General features: G+C 43.2%; 19 protein-coding genes. 16 read left to right on the top strand and 3 right to left on the bottom strand.

All coding sequences use genetic code 11. From position 1 onward, the window contains the following. Positions 1-748 precede the first annotated feature (748 nt). The 4 genes from thrS to rnr all read left to right on the top strand — a co-directional run bounded on the left by thrS (position 749) and on the right by rnr (position 7,219). Positions 749-2,683, top strand: a complete 1,935-nt coding sequence (thrS, locus tag ACI2JM_RS12355) for a threonine--tRNA ligase (protein WP_404644549.1) — start codon at positions 749-751, stop codon at positions 2,681-2,683. Positions 2,684-2,706: 23 nt separating this feature from the next. Continuing rightward, complete coding sequence (gene infC, locus ACI2JM_RS12350) at positions 2,707-3,210, top strand: translation initiation factor IF-3 (RefSeq protein WP_045447656.1); 504 nt, start codon at positions 2,707-2,709, stop codon at positions 3,208-3,210. Between the two features lie 321 nt (positions 3,211-3,531). Further along, a complete protein-coding gene (locus ACI2JM_RS12345; RefSeq protein WP_404644547.1) occupies positions 3,532-4,776 on the top strand; it encodes a toxic anion resistance protein in 1,245 nt (414 codons plus the stop codon). A gap of 142 nt (positions 4,777-4,918) precedes the next feature. Next, positions 4,919-7,219 carry a ribonuclease R gene (gene rnr, locus ACI2JM_RS12340; protein WP_404644545.1) on the top strand — a complete coding sequence of 767 codons (2,301 nt, stop codon included), beginning with the start codon at positions 4,919-4,921 and terminating at the stop codon, positions 7,217-7,219. 87 nt (positions 7,220-7,306) lie between these two features. Here the strand turns inward: rnr and ACI2JM_RS12335 are convergent, their stop codons facing one another. The 3 genes from ACI2JM_RS12335 to hisA form a co-directional block, all read right to left on the bottom strand. Next, positions 7,307-7,609: a hypothetical protein gene (locus ACI2JM_RS12335; RefSeq protein WP_238035477.1), complete on the bottom strand. Its 303-nt coding sequence runs from the start codon at positions 7,607-7,609 to the stop codon at positions 7,307-7,309. Between the two features lie 83 nt (positions 7,610-7,692). Next, a complete protein-coding gene (locus tag ACI2JM_RS12330; RefSeq protein ID WP_404644542.1) occupies positions 7,693-9,333 on the bottom strand; it encodes a mechanosensitive ion channel domain-containing protein in 1,641 nt (546 codons plus the stop codon). A gap of 63 nt (positions 9,334-9,396) precedes the next feature. After that, positions 9,397-10,134 carry a 1-(5-phosphoribosyl)-5-[(5-phosphoribosylamino)methylideneamino] imidazole-4-carboxamide isomerase gene (gene hisA, locus ACI2JM_RS12325; RefSeq protein ID WP_404644540.1) on the bottom strand — a complete coding sequence of 246 codons (738 nt, stop codon included), beginning with the start codon at positions 10,132-10,134 and terminating at the stop codon, positions 9,397-9,399. Positions 10,135-11,247: 1,113 nt separating this feature from the next. Here hisA and ACI2JM_RS12320 point away from each other — a divergent pair. The 12 genes from ACI2JM_RS12320 to ACI2JM_RS12265 all read left to right on the top strand — a co-directional run bounded on the left by ACI2JM_RS12320 (position 11,248) and on the right by ACI2JM_RS12265 (position 23,361). After that, complete coding sequence (locus ACI2JM_RS12320) at positions 11,248-12,600, top strand: Na(+)-translocating NADH-quinone reductase subunit A (RefSeq protein ID WP_404644538.1); 1,353 nt, start codon at positions 11,248-11,250, stop codon at positions 12,598-12,600. Between the two features lie 5 nt (positions 12,601-12,605). Continuing rightward, positions 12,606-13,841 (top strand): NADH:ubiquinone reductase (Na(+)-transporting) subunit B, encoded by a 1,236-nt coding sequence (locus tag ACI2JM_RS12315; RefSeq protein ID WP_055125672.1) that lies wholly within the window; start codon positions 12,606-12,608, stop codon positions 13,839-13,841. Beyond that, on the top strand, positions 13,822-14,727 hold the full coding sequence (locus ACI2JM_RS12310; protein WP_045453837.1) for a Na(+)-translocating NADH-quinone reductase subunit C: 906 nt from the start codon (positions 13,822-13,824) through the stop codon (positions 14,725-14,727). The genes ACI2JM_RS12315 and ACI2JM_RS12310 overlap by 20 nt, the downstream gene beginning before the upstream one ends. A 1-nt stretch (position 14,728) precedes the next feature. Then, positions 14,729-15,400 (top strand): NADH:ubiquinone reductase (Na(+)-transporting) subunit D, encoded by a 672-nt coding sequence (locus ACI2JM_RS12305; protein ID WP_055125671.1) that lies wholly within the window; start codon positions 14,729-14,731, stop codon positions 15,398-15,400. Then, positions 15,400-16,008: an NADH:ubiquinone reductase (Na(+)-transporting) subunit E gene (gene nqrE, locus ACI2JM_RS12300; RefSeq protein WP_011281361.1), complete on the top strand. Its 609-nt coding sequence runs from the start codon at positions 15,400-15,402 to the stop codon at positions 16,006-16,008. Before ACI2JM_RS12305 ends, nqrE begins: the two co-directional genes overlap by 1 nt. Before the next feature lie 123 nt (positions 16,009-16,131). Further along, complete coding sequence (nqrF, locus tag ACI2JM_RS12295) at positions 16,132-17,367, top strand: NADH:ubiquinone reductase (Na(+)-transporting) subunit F (RefSeq protein WP_045447641.1); 1,236 nt, start codon at positions 16,132-16,134, stop codon at positions 17,365-17,367. A gap of 439 nt (positions 17,368-17,806) precedes the next feature. Next, positions 17,807-18,898 (top strand): FAD:protein FMN transferase, encoded by a 1,092-nt coding sequence (locus ACI2JM_RS12290; RefSeq protein ID WP_404644553.1) that lies wholly within the window; start codon positions 17,807-17,809, stop codon positions 18,896-18,898. A gap of 153 nt (positions 18,899-19,051) precedes the next feature. Continuing rightward, positions 19,052-19,297 (top strand): (Na+)-NQR maturation NqrM, encoded by a 246-nt coding sequence (gene nqrM / locus ACI2JM_RS12285; RefSeq protein ID WP_045447638.1) that lies wholly within the window; start codon positions 19,052-19,054, stop codon positions 19,295-19,297. Positions 19,298-19,730: 433 nt separating this feature from the next. After that, positions 19,731-20,999: a CynX/NimT family MFS transporter gene (locus tag ACI2JM_RS12280; protein ID WP_404644534.1), complete on the top strand. Its 1,269-nt coding sequence runs from the start codon at positions 19,731-19,733 to the stop codon at positions 20,997-20,999. A gap of 87 nt (positions 21,000-21,086) precedes the next feature. Continuing rightward, complete coding sequence (locus tag ACI2JM_RS12275; RefSeq protein ID WP_404644532.1) at positions 21,087-21,911, top strand: arylesterase; 825 nt, start codon at positions 21,087-21,089, stop codon at positions 21,909-21,911. A gap of 12 nt (positions 21,912-21,923) precedes the next feature. Next, positions 21,924-22,640: an ABC transporter ATP-binding protein gene (locus ACI2JM_RS12270; RefSeq protein ID WP_404644530.1), complete on the top strand. Its 717-nt coding sequence runs from the start codon at positions 21,924-21,926 to the stop codon at positions 22,638-22,640. Between the two features lie 52 nt (positions 22,641-22,692). Further along, complete coding sequence (locus ACI2JM_RS12265; protein ID WP_404644528.1) at positions 22,693-23,361, top strand: hypothetical protein; 669 nt, start codon at positions 22,693-22,695, stop codon at positions 23,359-23,361. Positions 23,362-23,397: the final 36 nt, after the last annotated feature.

Below are 23,397 nucleotides of genomic sequence, written 5' to 3'. Positions count from 1 at the left end.
TGCTGTTTAGTCTCAATCCCTTGCAGGTCAAGCTATCTAGCGAGCCGACTATCTTATCATAATGATTTGAATTGTCAAGCTTTTTTATGTTTTGTCTTAGCTTGGTAATCTAAGTAATAAGTTGGTTAACTTACTGCTTAGCTTCCTTTGCTGTGGGGCGTATTATATAGAGTTTAAGGTGGGTGTCAACCGCTTTATCAGAGGTTTTTAGGTTTATTTGAGAAGACTTTTAATAATGTATAGTTTTCAATGGGTTAAGGGTAGTGGTGGTTTAATTCGCTTAAATAATGACTCAGCTTTAAACAGTATCTATCGATATTCATTAATTGTCATCTATAGCGTTGCCATTAAGAACTTACTTTAAGCTAAAATTTTGAGGCTCTATACTGACTTTTTGGCATATTTATCTGTTTACTGATAATTGCCTTCGCTGTGTCCTTAGCTAACTATGATTTACACTTCTTGATATTCGTATAGATAGCATCTATATATAGAAGCCGACCTAATCCCTTACTATCTAGTGTTGATACACAGTTTTTGCTATAATAGCTGACTTTATAATATTGCTTAATGGCATTTCTTATTGACCTTGATTATTCAACGGTTGATTGTTTGAAATTTTGCCTTTAAGTGATATCTATCTCTTATAACATATCATAGCAGTTGGATATAATTGACGCAGTCTTGCGGTTATATGATTGATGGTCGCAATCATCACTGCCAACGGACGCAAAAAGGTGAATAGATTATGGTAGCGATTACTTTACCCGATGGTAGCGTAAAAAACTTCGAAGGTAGTACCACCGTCATGGAAGTGGCACAAAGCATTGGTGCAGGACTTGCTAAAGCGACGGTCGCCGGACGTGTAGATGGTCATCTAGTTGATGCGCACGACCCTATCGCTCATGATGCTAAGGTTGAAATCGTGACACCAAAAGATGATGACGGTGTCGATATCATTCGCCATTCTTGTGCTCATCTATTAGGTCATGCCGTTAAGCAGTTATATCCTGATGTAAAAATGGTGATTGGCCCCGTTATCGATGATGGTTTTTATTATGACATCTATAGCGAAACGCCATTTACGCCTGAGCATATGGCAGCCATTGAAAAACGCATGATGGAACTCATCAAGCAAGATTATGACGTTATCAAAAAAATAACGCCACGCGATGAAGTCATTAAAATCTTTGAAAAACGTGGTGAAGACTATAAGCTTAAGCTGATTAACGATATGCCAGGCGAAGAAGCGTTTGGTCTCTATCATCATCAAGAATATGTCGATATGTGCCGTGGTCCACACGTGCCGAACACCAGATTTTTAAAAGTATTCAAACTGACCAAAATGTCTGGTGCATATTGGCGCGGTGATGCCAAGAACGAGCAACTGCAACGTATCTATGGTACAGCATGGGCGGATAAAAAAGATTTAAAAGCCTATATTCAGCGTATCGAAGAAGCTGAAAAACGTGACCATCGTAAAATTGGTAAAGCGTTAAATCTGTTCCATATGCAAGAGCAAGCGCCAGGTATGGTGTTTTGGCATGCGAATGGTTGGACGATATATCAAGTACTTGAGCAGTATATGCGTAAAGTACAGCACGATAACGGTTATGAAGAAATTAAAACACCGCAAATCGTCGATCGTAGTTTGTGGGAGCGTTCGGGACATTGGGGTAACTATGCTACCAATATGTTTACGACTGCCAGCGAAAATCGTGATTATGCGGTAAAACCAATGAACTGCCCGTGCCACGTGCAAGTCTTTAACCAAGGCTTGAAATCTTACCGTGACTTACCATTACGTATGGCGGAGTTTGGTTCTTGTCATCGAAACGAGCCATCAGGTTCACTACATGGTTTGATGCGCGTTCGTGGCTTTACACAAGATGATGCTCATATCTTCTGTACACAGTCGCAAATCCAGCAAGAAGTCGCTGACTTTATCAAGCTAACTCTTGCCGTTTATGAAGACTTTGGTTTTGACAATATCATTATGAAACTCTCGACCCGCCCTGAAAAACGGGTTGGTAGTGATGAGTCTTGGGATTTTGCCGAAAAAGCTTTGGCCGATGCATTAGATAGTTCAGGTCTTGATTGGGCTTATCTACCAGGTGAAGGTGCATTCTATGGTCCGAAGATTGAATTTAGTTTGAAAGATTCATTGGGTCGCGTCTGGCAGTGCGGTACGATTCAGGTTGACCCAAACATGCCTGAGCGCCTAGATGCCGAATTCGTCAATGAGCAAAACGAGCGCGAAGTACCTATTATGTTGCACCGTGCCATCTTAGGTTCATTCGAGCGCTTCATTGGTATTTTGATTGAAAACTATGCTGGTTGGATGCCCGTTTGGCTAGCGCCGCAACAAGTGGTGGTGATGAATATCACTGATAAACAGGCAGATGCTTGTGAAAATGTGGTCAGTGAACTCAAAAAGTCAGGTTTGCGAGCTATTAGTGACTTGCGTAACGAAAAGATTGGATTTAAGATACGAGAGAAAACATTAGAACGCGTTCCCTATATGCTAGTATTAGGGGATAAAGAAGTCGAATCGGGCAGTGTCAATGTCCGTACTCGTGAAGGTGAAAACCTTGGCGTGATGAGTGTTCCAGAATTTATTACATTAGTACAGACCGCTGTCAGCGACAAAGGCCGACAGACCCCAAAAACAGATGAGGAGTAATACCTATTAAACAGTCAAACCGTTTGAACATCAACGAAGATATCACAGCCAAAGAAGTCCGTCTCGTTAAAGAAGACGGCGAACAGATGGGCGTGGTCGATATCGAAACCGCGATGAAAGCGGCACGTGAAGACAGTCTAGATTTGGTCGAATTGGTTCCTGAAGCCAAACCGCCAGTATGCAAAATCATGGATTATAAGCATTTCCTCTATGATCAAAAGCAAAAAGCGAAAGAAGCTAAAAAGAACCAAAAGCAAACTCAGCTAAAAGAGATGAAGCTGCGTCCTAGTACTGAAGAAGCTGATTATCAGGTTAAACTGAAAAAAATCGTCAGCTTTTTGGAAGACCAAGACAAAGTTAAAATCAGTATTCGCTTTCGTGGCCGTGAAATGGCGCACCAAGAGATTGGTCGCAAGCAGCTAGATCGTATTATCGAAGATACTGCTGAGATTGCTAACGTTGAGCAATATCCTAAGATGGAAGGTCGTCAGATGGGTATGCTGCTTGGGCCAACTAAGAAAAAGTAATCTGTTTATTAGATGGCTGTTAGTCAATATAGATATGTATAACCTTAACCATCAATATACTGCGGGATATTGATGGTTTTTTATTGTGTGCATAGATACATATCTCTTTTAAATATGTTTAGTCAGATATAATTGGCTGACTCTATTTTACAAAACCTACCTTCTCAACCATTTGATTACGCGGTAATCTAAAGGTCTGTTTTATATTTGCTAATCAGCATTTATTAAAAATTTCTAGTAAGTGTATAAAAATAACGTATATCACGACCATCAGAGTCGTTGACAAAAACACTACTTTTATCCAATATTGAAGGAAATTTCATGCAAGAATTGACCCCACCAGAAAATGCAACGACGCCAAGTATTTCTCTAACCGCGCCTGAACCTGTGAGAGAAATACAAAAAAGCGAAGCAGATCAGATGGTCAAATTGGATGACAGCCAAATCCCCGAGCTTGATGCCAAGGTCGATGCCTTTGTTGATCATGTGATTAATAATTCTGTACACAGCGCTGAATTTCAGCAAAATGTGCAATCGATTCATAATCTCGGTACCAAAGAGATTCGTGAATCAGCCCAAGTGTCTAATCGTATGCTCGATTTACCCGCCAAAAGCCTCAATGACAGCTTGTTTGATAATTCCCCTATCGCCAAGTCATTGACTGAGTTGCGCGGCATCGTCGAAGATTTAGATCCCAGTAAAAAAGAGCTGACCAGCTCGCGTAAGCTATTCGGTCTCATTCCTTTTGGCAATAAAGTACAGAATTACTTCCGTCAATACGAATCTGCACAGTCGCATATCAATGCGGTTGTTACCAGTCTATATAATGGTAAGGATGAGCTGCTCAAAGACAATGCGATGATTGAGCAAGAAAAAGTCAATATGTGGGAGCTGATGCAATCCATACGCCAATACGTTTATGTCGGCAAAAAAATTGATGAGCAGTTAGAACAAAAGGTTTATGCGATAGAAGCGACCGACCCAGAAAAAGCACGCATTATTAAAGAAGAGATGTTGTTTTATGTGCGTCAAAAAAACACTGACTTTTTAACTCAGTTAGCCGTGAACGTGCAAGGCTATTTAGCGCTCGATACCATTCGCCGCAATAACTTAGAATTAATAAAAGGTGTTGATCGAGCCACAACCACCACCGTATCTGCACTACGTACAGCGGTCGTGGTTGCACAAGCAATGACCAATCAAAAACTGGTACTTGATCAAATTACTGCTTTAAATAAAACCACCAGCAGCTTGATTGAGTCGACCTCAGCGATGCTAAAACGTCAGTCAGGTGAAATCCATGAGCAAGCGACCAGTAGCAGCATTGAGCTTGATAAATTGCAAAACGCTTTCAATAACGTCTATGATACGATGGATATGATTAGCAATTATAAAATTGAAGCGCTAGAGAACATGAAACAGACGGTCAATACTTTGACTACTGAAGTCGATAAGGCTCAGAAATACTTGGATAAATCTAATCAAACAACAGTATTAGAAGTGTCGAAAGAGATAGACAGTAAAAAGATAACCAATAGATCAAGTACAGTCGATATCGACATTTGATTTGTTTTTAATAGTTGTTGCCTATTAAAGGTGGCCACTTCCTGCTACCAAATACACTTAAGACAATTGACGCAAGATATTGCAACGTCGTTCGTGTTAAGATAGCCATTATTAATAATTTTAAAAATAGATACGGTAATTTATGAGTTGGAACGATCCAAACGCCTCAAGTGAGGCAAAAAGATATGACAATCCTATCCCTAGTCGCGAACTGATACTCAGTACGATTAATGAGCATGGTGAAGTCACGCATCAACAATTGGCAAAAGCCTTTAATATTGATGACCCAGACCAGTTTGACGCTTTAGGCAATCGCCTAAAAGCGATGGCACGTGATGGACAAGTAAACCGCGACGGTCGTCCTTATCGCTATCGCACAGTGACCAAGCAAGATGTCGTCAGGGGTACAGTGTCTGCACATCCTAAAGGCTTTGGCTTTGTATTATTAAGCGATATGCCAGATTTGTTTTTGCATGAAAAGCAAATGCGCTGGGTTTTCAACGGTGATACCGTAGATGCAGTCGGTACATCGACAGACAATCGCGGGCGCACAGAAGGACGTATCGTCGATGTCGTTGAACGTCGTCAAAATAACTTCATTGGTACATTAGCGCTTGATGAAGATGGCTACTGTGTCGAGCTTGGTAGTCCAAATAATCACCAGCCGATTACCGTTACTGAAGAAAATGTACAAGCGATGAATGCCAAGCAAGGCTCTCCTGTTAAGGTTGATGTTATTGATTGGCCAAATCAGCATGAATTTGCGACGGGTAAAATCACTGAAGTACTGTCTGACGACAATGATCGCGAACTGATTATTGAGACCACCTTACTCAATTATGACATCCCATCAGATTTTAGCGAAGCAGCACTGAAGCAAGCCAACGATTATCAAGAGCCGACTGAAAAAGATTTAAAAGGTCGTACAGATTTGCGTGATTTGCCGCTGGTGACTATCGATGGTGAAGATGCACGTGATTTTGATGATGCCGTATTTGCTGAAAAACGCTCTGGTGGCAACTATCGTGTCTTAGTTGCGATTGCTGATGTCAGTTATTACGTTACACCAAACTCGCCACTTGATAAAGATGCCTACGAGCGCGGTACGTCCGTATATTTCCCGCATCGTGTGATTCCAATGTTGCCTGAAGTGCTCTCTAATGGTCTGTGCTCACTGAATCCTGACCGTGACCGTCTTTGTATGGTCGCCGATATCAAAATATCGCGGGCAGGCAAAGTGACTGGTTATGAGTTCTATCCTGCTGTCATGCACTCTCAAGCACGTTTAACGTATAATCAAGTGAACGCTTATCTTGAGAATCCAGAAGATAAGAGCGTACCTCACTCACTCACGGGTAATAAAGACGTCAAAAAATCTGTCGATACCTTACATCAATTGTATGAGCTGCTGCTTAAAAAGCGTGAAGAGCGCCATGCAATGGAGTTTGAAACAGTTGAGACCTACATTAAGTTCAATGAGAAAGGTGGTATCGAAGCAATCCTACCGCGTACTCGCGGTGATGCTCAAAAACTCATTGAAGAATGTATGCTGCTGGCCAATACTTGTGCAGCGAACTTTGCACTCAAGCATGAGCTTCCTGTCTTATATCGTAACCATGACAAACCTGATGGCGAAAAATCAATGCGTATTCACGAATACGCAAAGAACTTTGGTTTAAGCTTCCCAGAAGAAAATCCAACGCAAGCCGATTATCAGCGCATTATTGAAGCCACCAAAGACAGACCCGATGCGATTAGTATCCACAGCATGCTGTTGCGCTCAATGATGCAAGCAAACTATGCGCCTGACAATATCGGTCACTTTGGGCTAGCTTATGACGAATATAGCCACTTCACCTCGCCGATTCGTCGTTACCCTGATTTGATGCTGCATCGTGCCATCAAAGCAAAAGTGACCAATACTCAGCAGCCAGTGATGGACTTTTCTCTTGAAGCGGCTGGCACGCAAACCTCAGATACCGAGCGCCGTGCCGAAAAAGCCTCACGCTATGTAGAGTCTTGGCTCAAGTGTCACTATATGAAAGATCATGTTGGTGAAGAGTTCGAAGGTGTGGTCACTACAGTCACAAGCTTCGGTTTATTTGTTACCTTGACTGACTTATATATTGATGGTTTGGTTCACATCTCTAATGTCGGTGATGACTTCTTTGTTTACGATGAGCAGCAACAACAGCTGATCGGTAAAGATAAAGGGACATTATTCGGACTGGGTGATCGCGTTAAAGTGAAAGTTGCTGGTGTCAATATGGATCTGCTACAAATTGACTTTGATTTAAAAGCCAAATTGCAATCTAGTGAAATGAATCAAACGAAGAGCGCGCCTTCTAAGAAAGCCACCGATAAGAAAAGTACTGATAGAAGAAGCCCCGCTAAAAAGACTGGCAGCCGTAGCCGTAGTAAAGGTGCAAGTAAGAAAAGCTAGTGTTAGCAAACGCTTCAAATAATAAAAAGGCCAACGTCATCGTTGGCCTTTTTTATGCGTGGTATTTTATAACGACTACTTAAATCATTATTGCGCATTACTCATCTGGTCTAGACGTTCCTTGTCTGCTTCCTGCGCCTGATCTATTTTCGCGGTAGCATTATCGAGAATGGCTTTAGGCTGTTTGCCAAGTGGCTGGCTCGCGACATCTACTGAGCCACTTTCTACATCATCCGTATTTGGTAACGCTGTATCGGGAGATTGCTCAGATCCTGCGTCACTTATGACTGCTTCTCTATCTTTCTCACGTTGATTGCCATTAATGAGGTTGAAACCTAGTAACGCAACCATGCCCACTAGGGCGAATATAATCAAGTGTTTCATTTGCATAAAAAATGTCTCGTATTTGAATGATAATCAGATATACGTTTCGTTGCATTTTTTATGCCTAGTTTTTAGCAGGTTTTTGCAAATTATTCTTGTGGGCTATTATTATTCAGTAGATCAGTCTCGTCAGAGCTTTCTGCAATTTCCTGTTCAACTTTTTCCATGAGTTTGTCGTCGGGACGAGCGTTAAGCACCTCATCAGCATTGCGACCTTGTAAAATCAATTTGGCACGAGCCTTTGCTTGTTTTTTGTCCTTATCATCAACGCTATTATCTTCATTCTGGTTTTCATCGGTCACTTTGGGCGTGTTCGTCGTAATCGTCATATTAGTATTAGCACTGCCGGCGTTACTGTCCTGCATATGCTCAAACGCTTTTTCTAAGTTACTATTAAAACGCAAACGATAAATCGGTTCAGGCAAGCTGAAGCCTTCATTTTCTAACGCATGCTTGGTCTCACGAATGGCAATACTTCGTGCTTTTGAGAAATCCGTATCTGATTGATCCACCCAAATTTGAAATTCTAAAATAATATTAGAGTCGCCAACATTGGTAATGACAGCCACTGCTTTTGGTTCATCTAAAACGAATGCTAATGTATGTATCGCATCCAGTCCGACCTTGATAGCCGCTAATGGATCATCATTGGCATCAACGCCTAACTCAAAGGTAAATCGACGTTCTGGATTTTTGGTGTAATTTAAAATCGTTGCTTTAAATACTTCAGCATTGGGAATGCGCAACTGGTTACCATCTAAAGTCATCAGAATAGTCGCACGTGAGGTTAGCCGTACTACGATCCCCTCTTGATTATTAATTAAAATATGATCACGTGCGCGAAATGGTTGGCGAATACTGAGCATGAGCGAGGCAATGTAATTCTCAATAGTGTCTTTGACCGCAAAACCAACGGCAATACCGATAACGCCTGCACCGCCAAGCAAAGTGCCTAAGATGGTTTCGGCGCCTATCAAACTCAGCGCAAGAATCAAACCGAAAATAATAAAAATAACTTTAACGGTTTGTGACAGCAATTCGGCGACAAACGGATTGGGCGTGAGCCGTTGCCACATTTTTTTGCGATTAGACAGCCAACTACCAAACCATGTCACCAATGCAAATAGGACAATGCCGACCAATAGGAGTGGCAAGGCTTTGACCAGATTTTTGGCTTGTGCTTTAAGACCTTGATAAACGGTAGTGACATTGTCTTGAACATCAAGGGTACGATCAATTCGATCTTCGACAGTGACCACATCTGTCAGACGGTTGGTCAAATTAATGGCTTGTTGCGCTTTTTTCTCGTTCGGCGTCTCTCCGGTTAAGGTGACAACACCTTGCGTAACGCTGACATTGACAGCCTGCAGACCTTCTATTTCAGAAAAAATACCCTGAATACGTTGACGAATGTCATTGTCTTTTTGCGGAGTAGGAGTGGTTTCGATTTGCGCATTATTGGTGCTCTCACCACTGATTATGGGCGGTGGTGCTGGTTCAGGTATGACCACTGGAGATGCTGAAGCTTCCTCTTCTGATGTCGCATCCAGTAAAGGTTTGTCAGCTGCTGGGTTTTCTGCTGTACCTATCCCCAATGCAGTGGTTACACCAGTCACCTCTTCAACAGCCGCATACACTGGAAAGGCAAAAAGGATGCTTAGTAACAACAGCATTTGACCGCACGCTTTTATAAAATCGCGCATCGTTGAACGGTCAAAGTCGGTGTTCATAAGCATCCTTTGCTTTTTATAGATTTTCGTACTCATCTTTCTTTACTGAATGCTCAATAATCATTAACTGTCTAAATAAACTTGTGCCTCGCCCAAGTTTAACGTGCCTTCATAGATCGCGCGACCAGTAATGATACCTTCAATACAATCGCCATAAGGTTTCAGCAGTTCGATATCTTTCATATTGGTTACACCGCCTGAAGCAATCACAGGCAAGCCGCCTTCACGTGCTAAACTGACAGTTTGTTCAACGTTGACGCCTTGCATCATGCCATCGCGGTTGATATCGGTGTAGACAATCGACGATACGCCGACATCTGCAAAGCGCTTTGCAAGCTCGGTCGCCTTGGTATCGGTCACATTTGCCCAACCATGAGTCGCGACCATGCCGTCTTTAGCATCGATACCTACAATGATATGACCCGGAAATTCGCGGCAAGCTTCTGCGACAAACTCCGGATCTTCGACCGCTTTTGTACCAATGATGATATAAGTCAAACCAGCCGTAATATATTGCTCAATGGTGTTCATATTGCGCACACCGCCGCCCAGCTGAATAGGCAGATTCGGATACGCCTTCGTAATGTCATTCACCACTTGTCTATGAACGGGTACGCCGTCAAATGCCCCATTCAAATCAACCAAATGCAGTCGACGTGCACCTTCCTCTACCCAGCGTGCTGCCATGGCCACTGGATCATCAGAAAAAACCGTATCATCCTCCATACGGCCTTGTTTTAAGCGGACACATTTACCATCTTTTAAATCAATCGCCGGGATAATGACAGGCACAGCACACATATAGCATTCCTTATAAAGCACAACAATAAATATATTTAGAAAAGTAAATTCAAAAATCAGGGTGTATTGAACGTTCAACACCCTCTAAACACGCATAAAAACATCAGTCAAAAGTGACTTAATATATAGACGAATCAAAAGCTATCCATGATAGACCCAAAATCCGCTTCGATAGATAGAAATGACCATAAGAAAACTGTCAATCATAACCATAAGTTTTAATACATTGAATCACTGGCAACATTAGATAAATTCAATTACTGACTGGCAATTTTAGGTCAATTTAGCGTATAATCCTAGGTAAATTTTTATTTGTTTCTATGTGATAGTAACCATGCGCTGCGCTTTTTATTGAGTCATTTATGGCTTAGTGTTGCATAGCGGTCAGGATGAGTCGAGCAGCAGCTAAATGCATCTTTTTGATGTTGGCTGACATATTGCTAAGAAGGGTTATATTAGAAATTTCAACTGGTGGCCTCTAAACAGTCTACTCTACAGCACTAAACTCTAATGACGCCTCTTTCTTTTTTATAGTCTCTATCGTCTCTCTATCACTAGCTAACTATTTTAGAACAGTCATTACTAGCTGTATAGCCGCTTATTGATGTGAGTGAAATCTACTTAATAATGGCTTCGCTAGTTTGTCTGTCAACCAGTTTATCATCTATTTCGATAGATCATCTTTTGGCTGCATTCTTATCTAATTGCGTATCTATTAATAGGGTACCAAACCGATAAGATTGGTCAATTGCGCTGGTGTTACAAGCTTTAATTTTCAATGAAACGTATGATAGAGCTATTGTCTACACAATCATTTTCGCTAAAGGCTTGAACGATTGCGTTTGATTTGATGGTTTTAACATACACCTTGGTAGCCAGTCGCCACTTTGGTCATTCGAATAAGACATTAACGTGTTGTTAAGGAGTCTAAGGTCAGCGTTAATACTCTTACTAGTAGTTATGATCATGCGTTATTTTTAGAGATCCTTTGTCACTATCCTACTATAGGAAGAGAGACGTGGGGGCTTTATTGAATGACGCAGATGTTCATGCTACCGATATACCAAACAGGACGTCTGGTATCGTTTTAGACTATGGACTAAGTTTTCGCTTATGATTACCATCAAAAAAGGTTTGGATTTGCCCATCACCGGTGAATCATCCCGCGAGATATCTGAGCACCAACCGACACATGTCGCCGTTATTGGCTATGATTATGTGGGCATGAAGCCCACGATGAATGTCAAAGAAGGTGATATCGTAGCAAAGGGTCAGCCCGTTTTTGAAGACAAAAAACGAGTTGGCGTTATCTATACTGCCCCTGCTGCTGGTAAAGTCGTCGCGATTAAACGCGGTGAGCGACGTGTGTTTGAGAGCCTTGTGATTGCGGTCGACCCAAACGGTGAAGAAGTAGACTTCGAGCGCTATGACTCCCAGCAACTTGCTGACCTAGACGCTGAAGTTGTTGAAACCCAACTGCTTGCCTCTGGCGAATGGACCGCGTTTCGCACGCGCCCTTATAGCCGTGCGCCAGAAATCGGTGCCCGTCCTCATGCTATTTTTGTCACCGCTATGGATACCAATCCATTAGCATTTGACCCAATGCTGCTGATTAACGATCAGTTGCAAGCGTTCAATGACGGACTTGCTGTCTTATCGACACTCAGCCCCAAGACCTTTGTTTGCCATCATGGTGATGCCCAGTTGACGCCAGTTGCCAAAACGGCGGCTAATAATGTCACTGAGTATCATAGCTTTACTGGTAAGCATCCTGCTGGTCTGGCTGGCACGCACATTCACTTTTTGCACCCAATCATGCGCGGCGTGACCGTATGGACGATTGGCTATCAAGACGTGATTGCGATTGGTAAGCTATTCACCAGCGGTCGCTTATATACGCGCCGTATCATTAGTTTGGCGGGTCCTGCAGTCACCAAGCCACGTTTGGTGGCTACTGAGCGTGGTGCTGATATCACTGCTCTGACCAAAGGACAGCTGGCGGCTGGCGAGAACCGTATTATTTCTGGTTCGGTGTTGTCAGGTCGCAAAGTATTTGGCAATACGGCTTATCTTGGTCGCTTTCATAATCAAATCAGTGTGCTGCCTGAAGGGCGTGAACGTCCAGCGTTCCATTTCCTAAGTGTCGGCACCAACCGCTTCTCTAAGCTGCCTATTTATATTTCTAAGTTTTTTGGTAATAAGAAATATAACTTTACGACCACGAGTAATGGTTCACCGCGAGCGATGGTACCTATCGGGGTTTATGAAGAGGTCATGCCGCAAGATTATCTGCCTACACAGTTACTACGTGCATTAATTGTCGAAGACATGATTAGCGCCGTAGATTTGGGCGTGCTCGAATTGGACGAAGAAGATTTAGCATTATGCACCTTCGTATCTCCTGGCAAATATGAATTCGGTGATATTTTGCGTGATAACTTGACACGCATTGAGCTGGAGGGCTAACCACGATGAAATTTTTACACAATATGTTCGATCGTATGGAGCCGTCTTTCACCAAGGGTGGCAAACACGAAAAATACTATGCTATCTTTGAGATGTTTGATACGTTTTTGCGTCAACCAAGCTCAACCACATACTCAGCATCACACGTACGCGACGGTATCGACCTAAAGCGTATTATGATTACCGTATGGTTATGTACTTTCCCAGCCATGTTTTGGGGTATGTACAATATCGGTCATCAAGCACTAACGGCGATTGCAACCCTTGGTTTACAGCCTGAAGGCTGGCGTACCGTTATCACCAGTATGGCAGGCTATAACCCAGACAGTATCTGGGCAAGCTTCGTCTACGGTGCTATGCAATTTTTACCGATTTATATCGTCACCTTTGCGGTCGGTATTCTCTGTGAGATTATCTTTGCCGTAGTACGCGGCCATGAAGTCAACGAAGGTTTCTTTGTGACCTCAGTGCTGTTTGCGCTTTGTTTACCACCAGATATCCCTTTATGGCAAGTTGCCCTCGGTATTATCTTTGGTGTCGTAGTCGCAAAAGAAGTGTTCGGTGGTACGGGTAAAAACTTCCTGAACCCTGCCCTATCGGGTCGCGCATTCTTATACTTTGCTTACCCTGCTTATATGTCTGGTGACTCAGTATGGACTGCCGTTGATGGTTTCTCTGGTGCGACGCCACTTGGTCTTGCCGCGTTAGGTGTCGTTCCTCAGGACTTCGTCGACGTCTATGGTAATGCCATCACTTGGGGTGATGCGTTCTTAGGCAACATGCAAGGCAGTATCGGTGAAGTATCAACACTGGCTATCCTAATGGGTGCCGTCGTTCTACTTTGGACACGTATTGCTTCATGGCGCATCATGGCAGGTTGTGTGGTAGGTCTGATTGCTACTTCTCTTGTCTTTAATATGATTGGTTCTGAAGACAATATGATGATGAACCTGCCGTTTTATTGGCACTTAGTTATCGGTGGCTTCGCCTTTGGTGCCGTGTTTATGGCAACCGACCCTGTGTCAGCTGCGCATACCAATAAAGGCCGCTGGGCTTATGGTATCTTGATTGGTTTTATGACGGTATTGATTCGCGTCGTGAACCCAGCTTTCCCAGAAGGCATCATGCTGGCTATTTTATTCGCCAACTTATTTGCTCCATTGTTTGATTACTTTGTGACCCAAGCAAACATCAAACGCCAAACAGCTCGGAGGGTTCGTTATGTCCAAGCCCAAAAGTAATAATGCGAAAACCATCAGTGTGGCATTGACGCTATGCTTGGTGTGTTCCGTCTTAGTTTCAGCAGTAGCGGTTGGTCTAAAACCTGCTCAAATTGAAAACGCACGCTTAGACCGTAACAAAAACATCTTGGTCGCCGCTGGCATGTACGATGCCGAGTCTGATACAGCAGATGATGTTGCTGAACGTTTTAAAGATTTCGATGTCGAAATTATTGACTTAAGTAAAGGCAGCTACGTTGATGATGAAGCGCTAAAAGCCGCTGGCATCCCTGATCGTAATGCTTATGACGCAAGCCAAGCGACTAAGAATAAAGCACTGAGTGAAGATTTAGGCAATAATGACCCTGCTGGTATTGGTCGTAAACCCAAATATGCCAAAGTCTATGTTAAAAAAGATGACGCAGGCAAACCTGAAATGGTTGTTTTGCCGATTCAAGGCTATGGACTATGGGGCACTATCTATGGTTTCTTAACCCTTGAAAGCGATATGAATACCATTAAAGGTATCAGCTTTTATGAGCATAAAGAAACCCCAGGTCTGGGTGCTCGTATCGAAGAGCCAGAGTGGCGTGCGAAGTGGAGCGGTATCCACTCATATGACGAAAATGGTAATGTTGCCACTGGTGTGACCAAAGCGGGTACACCAAAAGAAAACTGGGTCGATGGTATCAGTGGTGCAACCTTGACCGGTCGCGGTGTCAGTAACATGATTCAGTTTTGGTTGGGTGAGCAAGGTTATAAGCCCTATTTAGATACGCTACGTAAAGAGAGTGGTCAAGCAATTGATAATGCGGCAGATACACAAGCTACGCAATCAACGCTGAGCGCTCAACCTGAAACCGAACTGGCAGCCAAACGACCAGTAGCAAACGGCAAGGAGGCATAACATGGCTGACACTAAAAGTATTTTAACCTCGCCTATTTTTGATAATAACCCTATTGCCCTACAGATCCTTGGTATCTGTTCGGCACTGGCGGTCACCACAAGCATGGCCAATGCCATGGTAATGTGTGTGGCGTTGACTTTAGTCACGGCGTTTTCAAGCTTCTTTATCTCGATCATTCGTAAGCAAATCCCTTCAAGCATTCGTATTATCGTACAGATGACTATTATTGCTTCCTTGGTTATCTTGGTCGATCAGGTGCTAAAAGCCGTTGCTTATGATGTGAGTAAAGGCTTGTCGGTCTTCGTTGGTTTGATTATCACCAACTGTATCGTGATGGGTCGTGCCGAAGCATTTGCCATGAGCAATCCCCCAGTGCCAAGCTTTTTAGATGGTATTGGTAATGGTCTTGGCTATTCTGCTGTCTTATTATTTGTCGCGACTATCCGTGAGCTACTTGGCTCAGGTACGTGGTTTGGTATCACCATCCTACAGCCTGTCACTGATGGCGGTTGGTATATTCCGAACGGTCTATTACTGTTGCCACCGTCAGCATTCTTTATTATTGGTTTGTTCATTGCCATTATCCGTATCTGGAAACCTGAGCAGGTTGAAGATGCTGAATTTGTAATGAAGCCGCAGTCTAAAGGCATGGCACATGGAGGCGGTCACTAATGGGACATTATGTTAGTTTATTTATAACCTCAGTCTTTATTGAGAATATGGCGCTGGCCTATTTCTTAGGTATGTGTACTTTCTTGGCCGTATCAAAGAAGGTTTCAACCGCTATTGGTCTGGGTGTTGCCGTAGTCGTCGTGATGGCGATTACCGTACCGCTAAACAACTTACTCTTTCAGTTCATTCTAAAAGATGGTGCGCTGGCATGGGCAGGTTTCCCTGATATCGACTTAAGCTTTTTGGGCTTGCTCAGTTATATCGGCTTGATTGCTGCGACTGTACAGATTCTAGAGATGTTCCTCGATAAGTTCGTCCCTAGTCTGTATAACGCCCTTGGGGTGTTCTTGCCACTTATCACTGTAAACTGTGCCATCTTAGGTGGTGTACTGTTTATGGTTGAGCGTGACTATAATTTCGGCGAATCTGTCGTGTATGGTGTGGGCGCAGGCTTCGGTTGGGCATTGGCGATTACCGCATTGGCCGGTATCCGTGAAAAGTTAAAATACTCAGACATTCCAGCACCGCTGCGTGGTCTTGGTATTACTTTTATCACAGTTGGTCTGATGTCACTTGGCTTTATGTCTTTCGGCGGTATGTCAATTTAGACCGCTAAGCTTAACAGCCTATTTAGCGATTTGACCTATTTAATTCATTTATTCGGTAGGGGTTCAGGAAACACGCAATGACGTCTTTTCGCACCCCTACTCCATAGATTAAGGATACCTACCATGGATTACGCTACGGCGATTGGTGGCGTTGCTATGTTTACCTTGATCATCATGGGCCTCGTTGCCATTATTTTGGCGGCGCGCTCAAGACTGGTCAGTTCAGGCGATGTTACCATCCATATCAATGATAATCCCGATAATGACGTCGTGACCCCAGCAGGCGGTAAATTACTACAAACCCTTGCAAGCGAAGGTATTTTCTTATCTTCAGCCTGTGGTGGCGGTGGTACTTGTGCGCAGTGTCGTTGCCGCGTTATTGAAGGGGGCGGCTCTATCTTGCCCACCGAAGAAGGCTATTTTACTCAAGGCGAAATTCGCAATCACATGCGTTTAGCTTGTCAGGTAGCCGTTAAGCAAGACATGAAAATCGAGATTGACCCTGAGTTTTTCGATGTACAAAAGTGGGAATGTGAAGTTCTCTCTAATGACAACGTTGCTACCTTTATTAAAGAGCTGGTCCTTAAAATTCCAGATGGCGAAGAAGTAAACTTCCGTGCTGGTGGTTATGTGCAGTTAGAGGCGCCGCCGCATGAAGTGCATTATAAAGACTTTATCATTGACGAAGAATACCGTGAAGATTGGGAAAAATTTGGTATTTTCAACTATGTCTCAAAAGTTGATGAGCCAGTTATTCGTGCTTACTCGATGGCCAACTACCCTGAAGAAAAAGGCCTTATTAAGTTTAATATTCGTATCGCCAGTCCACCGCCACGCGGTCCTGATGGTATTCCACCAGGCAAAATGTCCTCATGGGTATTTAGCCTAGTACCTGGCGATAAAGTAACAGTTTCAGGTCCTTATGGTGAATTCTTTGCCAAAGAGACTGACGCTGAAATGATTTTCGTTGGTGGTGGTGCTGGTATGGCACCGATGCGCTCGCACATCTTCGATCAGCTTAAACGCTTACATACTAAGCGTAAAATCAGCTTTTGGTATGGTGCACGCTCTATTCGTGAGATGTTCTATGTTGAAGATTATGATCAACTAGCAGAAGAGTTTGATAACTTTGAGTGGCATGTGGCTTTGTCTGATCCATTACCAGAAGACAATTGGGAAGGTCCAACCGGCTTTATCCATAATGTACTACTTGAAAACTATCTGAAAAACCATCCAAACCCAGAAGACTGTGAATACTACATGTGTGGGCCACCGATGATGAATGCGGCGGTCATCGACATGCTACACAGCTTGGGCGTAGAAGATGAAAACATCATGCTTGATGACTTCGGTGGTTAAGTGAGTAACTAAGCAAATGGTTACGTAAAAAAGTATTCTAAAGTGATAAATAAAAAAGAGTCTCAATTGAGGCTCTTTTTTTGGCTTTGAATAAAAGTATTAACCGCAGCTACCTTTACTAAGCAGGTCATAAAATCCCTTATTAAGGGTGAAGAATATATCATCGTGGCAGGCAATAAAGAAAAACTGGCGACCACGGTCAATCGCCTATCGCCGCCAAAACTATATAAGCTCATCCGTGAATCAAAAGTAAAATAAATCTAGTCGTTTAAGCCACTAGGTCTTAAGTCGATGATTGGCGTTATGGGTGACAAGGGGTGTAAAATGGGCAACGCTAATAGAACGTGCCACTCACCCTTTTGCCATAAAAGCCATTATGATTAATATGAGAAAACCAATAATGCAAAAATTAGCCCCACTCTCATTGTCTAACAAATCGATGAAAACCACTTGCTTGTCCGTCATTGCTATAAGTGCTATAGCCAGTCTTAGCGCTTGCCAGCAAACGCCAGATTATGACTATCTCAGCGGTGAGACCATGGGAACGAGCTACCATATCAGTTATCAGCTACCTGCGGATGCAGATGAAGCTGCCATCCAAGCGTCGATTGATAAGCGCTTGCAGCAAATCAATGACAGTATGTCTACCTATCAAGCAGACTCTACTATCTCTCAGTTCAACCAGTTAGGTAAAGACATCCCCCTCACTATCGATGCAGATTTTGCTCACGTGCTTGATGTGTCACGAATCGTCTATCAGCAATCTGGTGGAGCCTTTGATCCTACCGTCATGCCATTGGTAGAGACTTGGGGCTTTGGTAGCACCATGACCGTTGAGCGCTTGCAAAGTCCGCCAACAGCACTTGAGATTGCTCAAGCAAAAGCCTTGGTAGATTTTGAGAGCATCATACAAAAAGAGCAGAGCATTTATAAAACCAAAGATGGCGTCGGGCTTGACTTCTCAGCAGTTGCTAAAGGTTATGGCGTCGATGTGATTGCCGATGTACTCAGAGATGACTATCAAATTCGCAACTACATGGTAGAGATAGGGGGTGAAATTGCAACCTCTGGGGTCAATAACCAACAGCAGCCGTGGCAAATTGCGATTGATGCGCCTATTGAGGACAGTACGGTCAGCGAGCGTCAGACAATATCAGCGATTCGTCAACCCATCAATACCGATAATCAGATGTATTTGGCAACTTCTGGCAACTATCGTAATTCCGTCATATTCGACGGTCAGCGCTACAGTCATACGATTGACCCAACCACTGGCAAGCCTATCGCGGGCGGCGTACCATCGGTAACCGTTGCAGCAGACTCAGTCGCACTGGCAGATGCGTGGGCAACCGCCCTCACTGCGATGCCTTATAAAAAAGCCCTTGCAACAGCCAAAGCACAAGATATAGCTGCCTTGTTTGTTGTTTTAGCTGATGAGGCAAAGGCGACGGATTCTGATAAGAATACTGACCAGTGGCAAGTGGTACAAACACCAGCGATGCAAGCATTACGCGCTGACAAACAGTCTTAGAACCTAGTCGCAATAGAGCTTAGTCGCAATACTGTAAACGGCTCGATAACCATCAACGAGCCATACAAAAATTTGCTATACTGGTTTTGCTATACTATATAGGTATTACCCCAGTAGATAGCCACACTATTTTTAAAAATCGAGGTTTCCTCTATGCTTAGTCAATTGCTTCCCATGCTTGCCATTACCTTTACCGTATTCGTCCTGTTCTTTATCTTTATGGGTATCGGTTATATGGTCAAAAAGAAGCCGCTTAGAGGATCTTGTGGCGGCGTTGCTAAACTAATGGGTGATGAAAATTGCTCGTTTTGTGGAAATGACCCCAATAAGTGTGATTCAATCGTGGCAGAACAGCAAGAAAATGCCCTTAAAGCCGCTCAGCTAGGCAAACCTGTATAAACTAAATTTTATAAATACCGCGTTTGTTACCATACGCTGGTAGTATTTACCTAACATCTGTTCTTATAATAGCGTCTAGTCCTTTGCAAGGGACTGGCGCTATTTTTAATTGTGCCAGCCGCGACGTATCTAGTTAGCATCGCTTCAAGATATTTTGGATATCAATACGGCACGTGCAAGGCCTGTTAATAATAGTAGACTAAATAAATCTAATACCGTATCCAGTTGATAGTCGATTGAAGATAAGCGCGCTTTCAAAATGGTTACTCATATATCTTGTATTCTGCAAGTAATCTCTAGTTCTAATTTACGATTCTAATTGATGATTTTAGTCACCGTCTAGGTGCGTTTTCTTTGGTGTTATTTACAAGCGACGATGCTTCGGCGCTGTTTAATGACGTGTCCTTTTTCTTATTCTAATAGTCGTGCTGCTATGTCTACCTCTACTGATTTGCCACCTAATGTGCCATTACAGTCTCATTCAGATACGCCGTCACCGTTTGAGCTGCCCTCCTCACGCTTCACTTTTTGGCTCATTTTATGTGCCATGATTTTGCTCGCCACCAATATGCGTGCGCCTATTGTTGCTCTTGGCTCTATTGCCCCTGTCGTACAAGATGCCCTCCATATTTCTGAGACGCAGATTGGTTGGCTAGGAGCAGTGCCCATGCTGACTTTTGCAGTGGGCGCACTGATCGCGCCAGCCATTGGTAAGCGTTTTGGGCTTGAGAATACACTCATTGCGATGATTGCGTTATTAACGATTGGTATGATGATTCGTACCGTTATTCCCACTTGGTCTGGGTTTTTGATTGGTACGTTATTGCTGACCTTGGCTATCGGTTTTGCGAATACCTTAGCTGCCCCTGTTATTAAACAGCGTACGCCCCAGCATATTCCACTCATAACAGGGCTATTTAGTCTAACGATGACGGTAACGGCAGGCATCGTCGCTGGAGTTGTACTGCCATTATCTGAGCAAGTGGGCTGGCAATGGGCACTGGGTGGGTGGTCGCTATTAGGCATTTTTGCGATCATTATTTGGATATTTTTGCGATTGCGGCTTGGTTCCTCTAGTCATCAAGCCATTGTGCCACCTACCTCTGGAGCGTCTGATATATCCATGTGGCGTACGCCTTTTGCTTGGCAAATTGCAGTATTTATGGGGCTGCAATCACTATTATTTTATACTGTTGCCAGTTTTTTACCTTCTATTTGGGTCAGCAAGGGGCTATCCGCAGTGCAAGCAGGACAAATGGCTTCAGTGTTTCAGTTTATGGCGCCAGTCTCTATTTTGAGCCTGACGTGGCTGATCAATCGCGGCCGCCCTATTCAGGCGCTGGCGGTGTTTGCAGCGGTGCTGAATGTTATTGGTATTTTAGGAATCAATTATTTATCTACCGACCTCGCGTGGTTGTGGTCAGGTCTGATGGGCATTGGCTGCTCCGCTATTTTCACCTTGAGCATGATGCTGTTCTCCTTACGTACTTATACGACCAACCAATCTAGTGAGCTGTCTGGTATGGCGCAATTCGTCGGTTATTTGATTGCATTTTTTGGTCCCTTAGGGACAGGTTGGCTACATGAAGCGACTGGCAGCTGGGATTTACCACTATTCATTATGCTCATTTTGATGGTTATCAACGTCGTCATCGCTTGGGTAGTGAGTCGTCCAGTGATGGTCGATGGCAAAAAGCTGTAATATCAAAAACTACAGTAACCTTAGGATAATATTGGTGTCTGTCTTATTTTGCTACACTGGTTTGATTGCTTATAGGACAGAATAATCATGATGAATTTATCCATTCGTTTCGCTCGACACTTACCAATATTGGCTATTTTAACAGCCGTGATGGCGCTCGGTGGTTGCCAAAAACCATCTGAACCTAGCACCGATAATGGCATTCAAAACAGTACTCAAACTGCCGAACCTCAAACGATAAAATCTGAGCAACCGGCAACATCCACTGCACAGCAAGCACCATTAACGATCTTGGCATTGGGCGACTCTCTAACAGAAGGTCTTGGGGTGGACAAAGATGACAACTATCCTGCTCAGTTAGAAGATCGTCTGCAAGCAATGGGTTACGACAATGCCAAAGTTATCAATTCAGGATTGAGCGGTGAAACCAGCACGGGATTGGTCAATCGCTTAGACTGGGTATTGCAAACTAAGCCTGATGTGACGATTTTGACCATTGGTGCTAACGATGCCATACGCGGTATCGATGTGGCGACAGTTGAAGCCAATATTCGTACCGCGGTCAAACGTCTACAGGATAATGGCAGTGTCGTCATTTTGGGCGGCATGCAAATCTATGACAACCTTGGCTCTGAGTATGTGAAGTCATTTGCAGCGATATATCCTCGCGTCGCTAAAGACATGAACGTGACGCTGATTCCTTTCTTCTTGGATGGTGTGGGCGGTGACCCTGCGCTCAATCAAGCCGATGCCATTCATCCGACTAAAGAAGGCTACGAGATTATCGTCAATGACAATATCCTACCTATTCTATTGCCTAAACTAGAAGCGCTAAAAATAGCCGATGCAGACAATGCAACTGAAAATGCTCAAGATGAAACGACAAAAAATACGACAAATGAGACTACTTAACGAGACACTGTAATGACATCATCACCTTCGATTGCCGCTTCAACGCCACAAGCAGATTATAAAAAAGAAGTCCTACTGACCGCCTCACAATTAAACAAAACCGTGCAAGTCGGCGAGCAAACCCTATCAATCATTAAAGATGTAGATATCTATGTCAATGCTGGCGAGTTTGTGGTCATCATGGGCAAATCAGGCTCAGGTAAATCTACCTTGTTAGGTTTACTCGCGGCGCTAGATTATCCAGACAGCGGTACGGTGTCGCTAGCAGGTCAAATGCTCAGCAGTCTTGACGAAGATGCGCTAGCGGTCATTCGTCAACGTGATATGGGTTTTGTTTTTCAGTCGTTTCACCTACTGCCAACCTTGACAGTAGCCGAGAACATCGCCTTTCCACTTGATATTGCCAGACGTCCAAACCCAGCACGAGTAGACGAGCTAATTGATGCAGTTGATTTGGGTCATCGCCGTAATAGCTTGCCCAATCAATTGTCAGGTGGTGAGCAGCAGCGTACAGCGGTGGCACGCGCACTGGTATCGCATCCAAAGATTGTGTTTGCTGATGAGCCAACGGGCAACTTAGATGAGCAAAATGCCGATCAAGTCATGCAGTTGCTACTGAATTTACGCCAACAGGTTGGTTCAGCACTGGTGGTAGTGACTCATGACCCTGCACTTGCCGAGATGGCAGATCGCGTGATTACCATGCATGATGGTCGAATTGATGAATAAATAGGAGTTCATCCCTTATTCTTTAATGCTCTACTTCAATAAGGTTAGTTCAATGGGAACTCTTGAGATAGAAAACTTGGCAAAAGACTTACTTGCTGGAAAGTTCACTTTTGAAACCGAAGATTATAGCCAAGCAATTAATCAGTTAATCTCGATCTATAAATTAGATAACGCGCTTTATTATTTGAAACAGATGGCTGACTTAGACGATTATTCCATTACTTTTGCTCTCTCTTTTATATTAGAGCATTACTCAAAACCTTTCATCAATGCCAACAGAGACGAGATAAGTCAGCTTACTCTACAAGCAATAAGTAAGGGATATTTGAGAGCAAATAATTATTTCCTATACCCTTTAACGTACTTTATGGAAAATGATGATGAGTATCTTTGTTTTTTAGACTTACTACAGAATGAGCAAAATACACTACAAAATGATGCATTAAGACATCTATATTACTTTGATACTTATAAATATGAAAAGTTGAACCAGCTCAGTAAACAGCTAGATTTTTCTTTATTCTATAATTTACCTAGCAAAATAAATAAACACTGGTTTGAACAACAAACAAAAGGTAAGTCTCTTCTTTACCAGAAAGTAGTAGCTAGCGCAGTATATAAGACAGTTAAAGATAAAAAACTCGTTCATTCATTAACTGATATGACAGATGCAGAGTTGTTTGACTTTATCTATATCTGGTTACCTGATGATACACTCTAAAATTTCTTAATACGTCTACCGATTAAGCAAAAAATT

This window comes from Psychrobacter sp. NPDC064578, assembly GCF_044901245.1.
GTDB lineage: Bacteria > Pseudomonadota > Gammaproteobacteria > Pseudomonadales > Moraxellaceae > Psychrobacter > Psychrobacter cibarius_C.
This window is presented reverse-complemented; position numbering and strand designations above follow the sequence as displayed.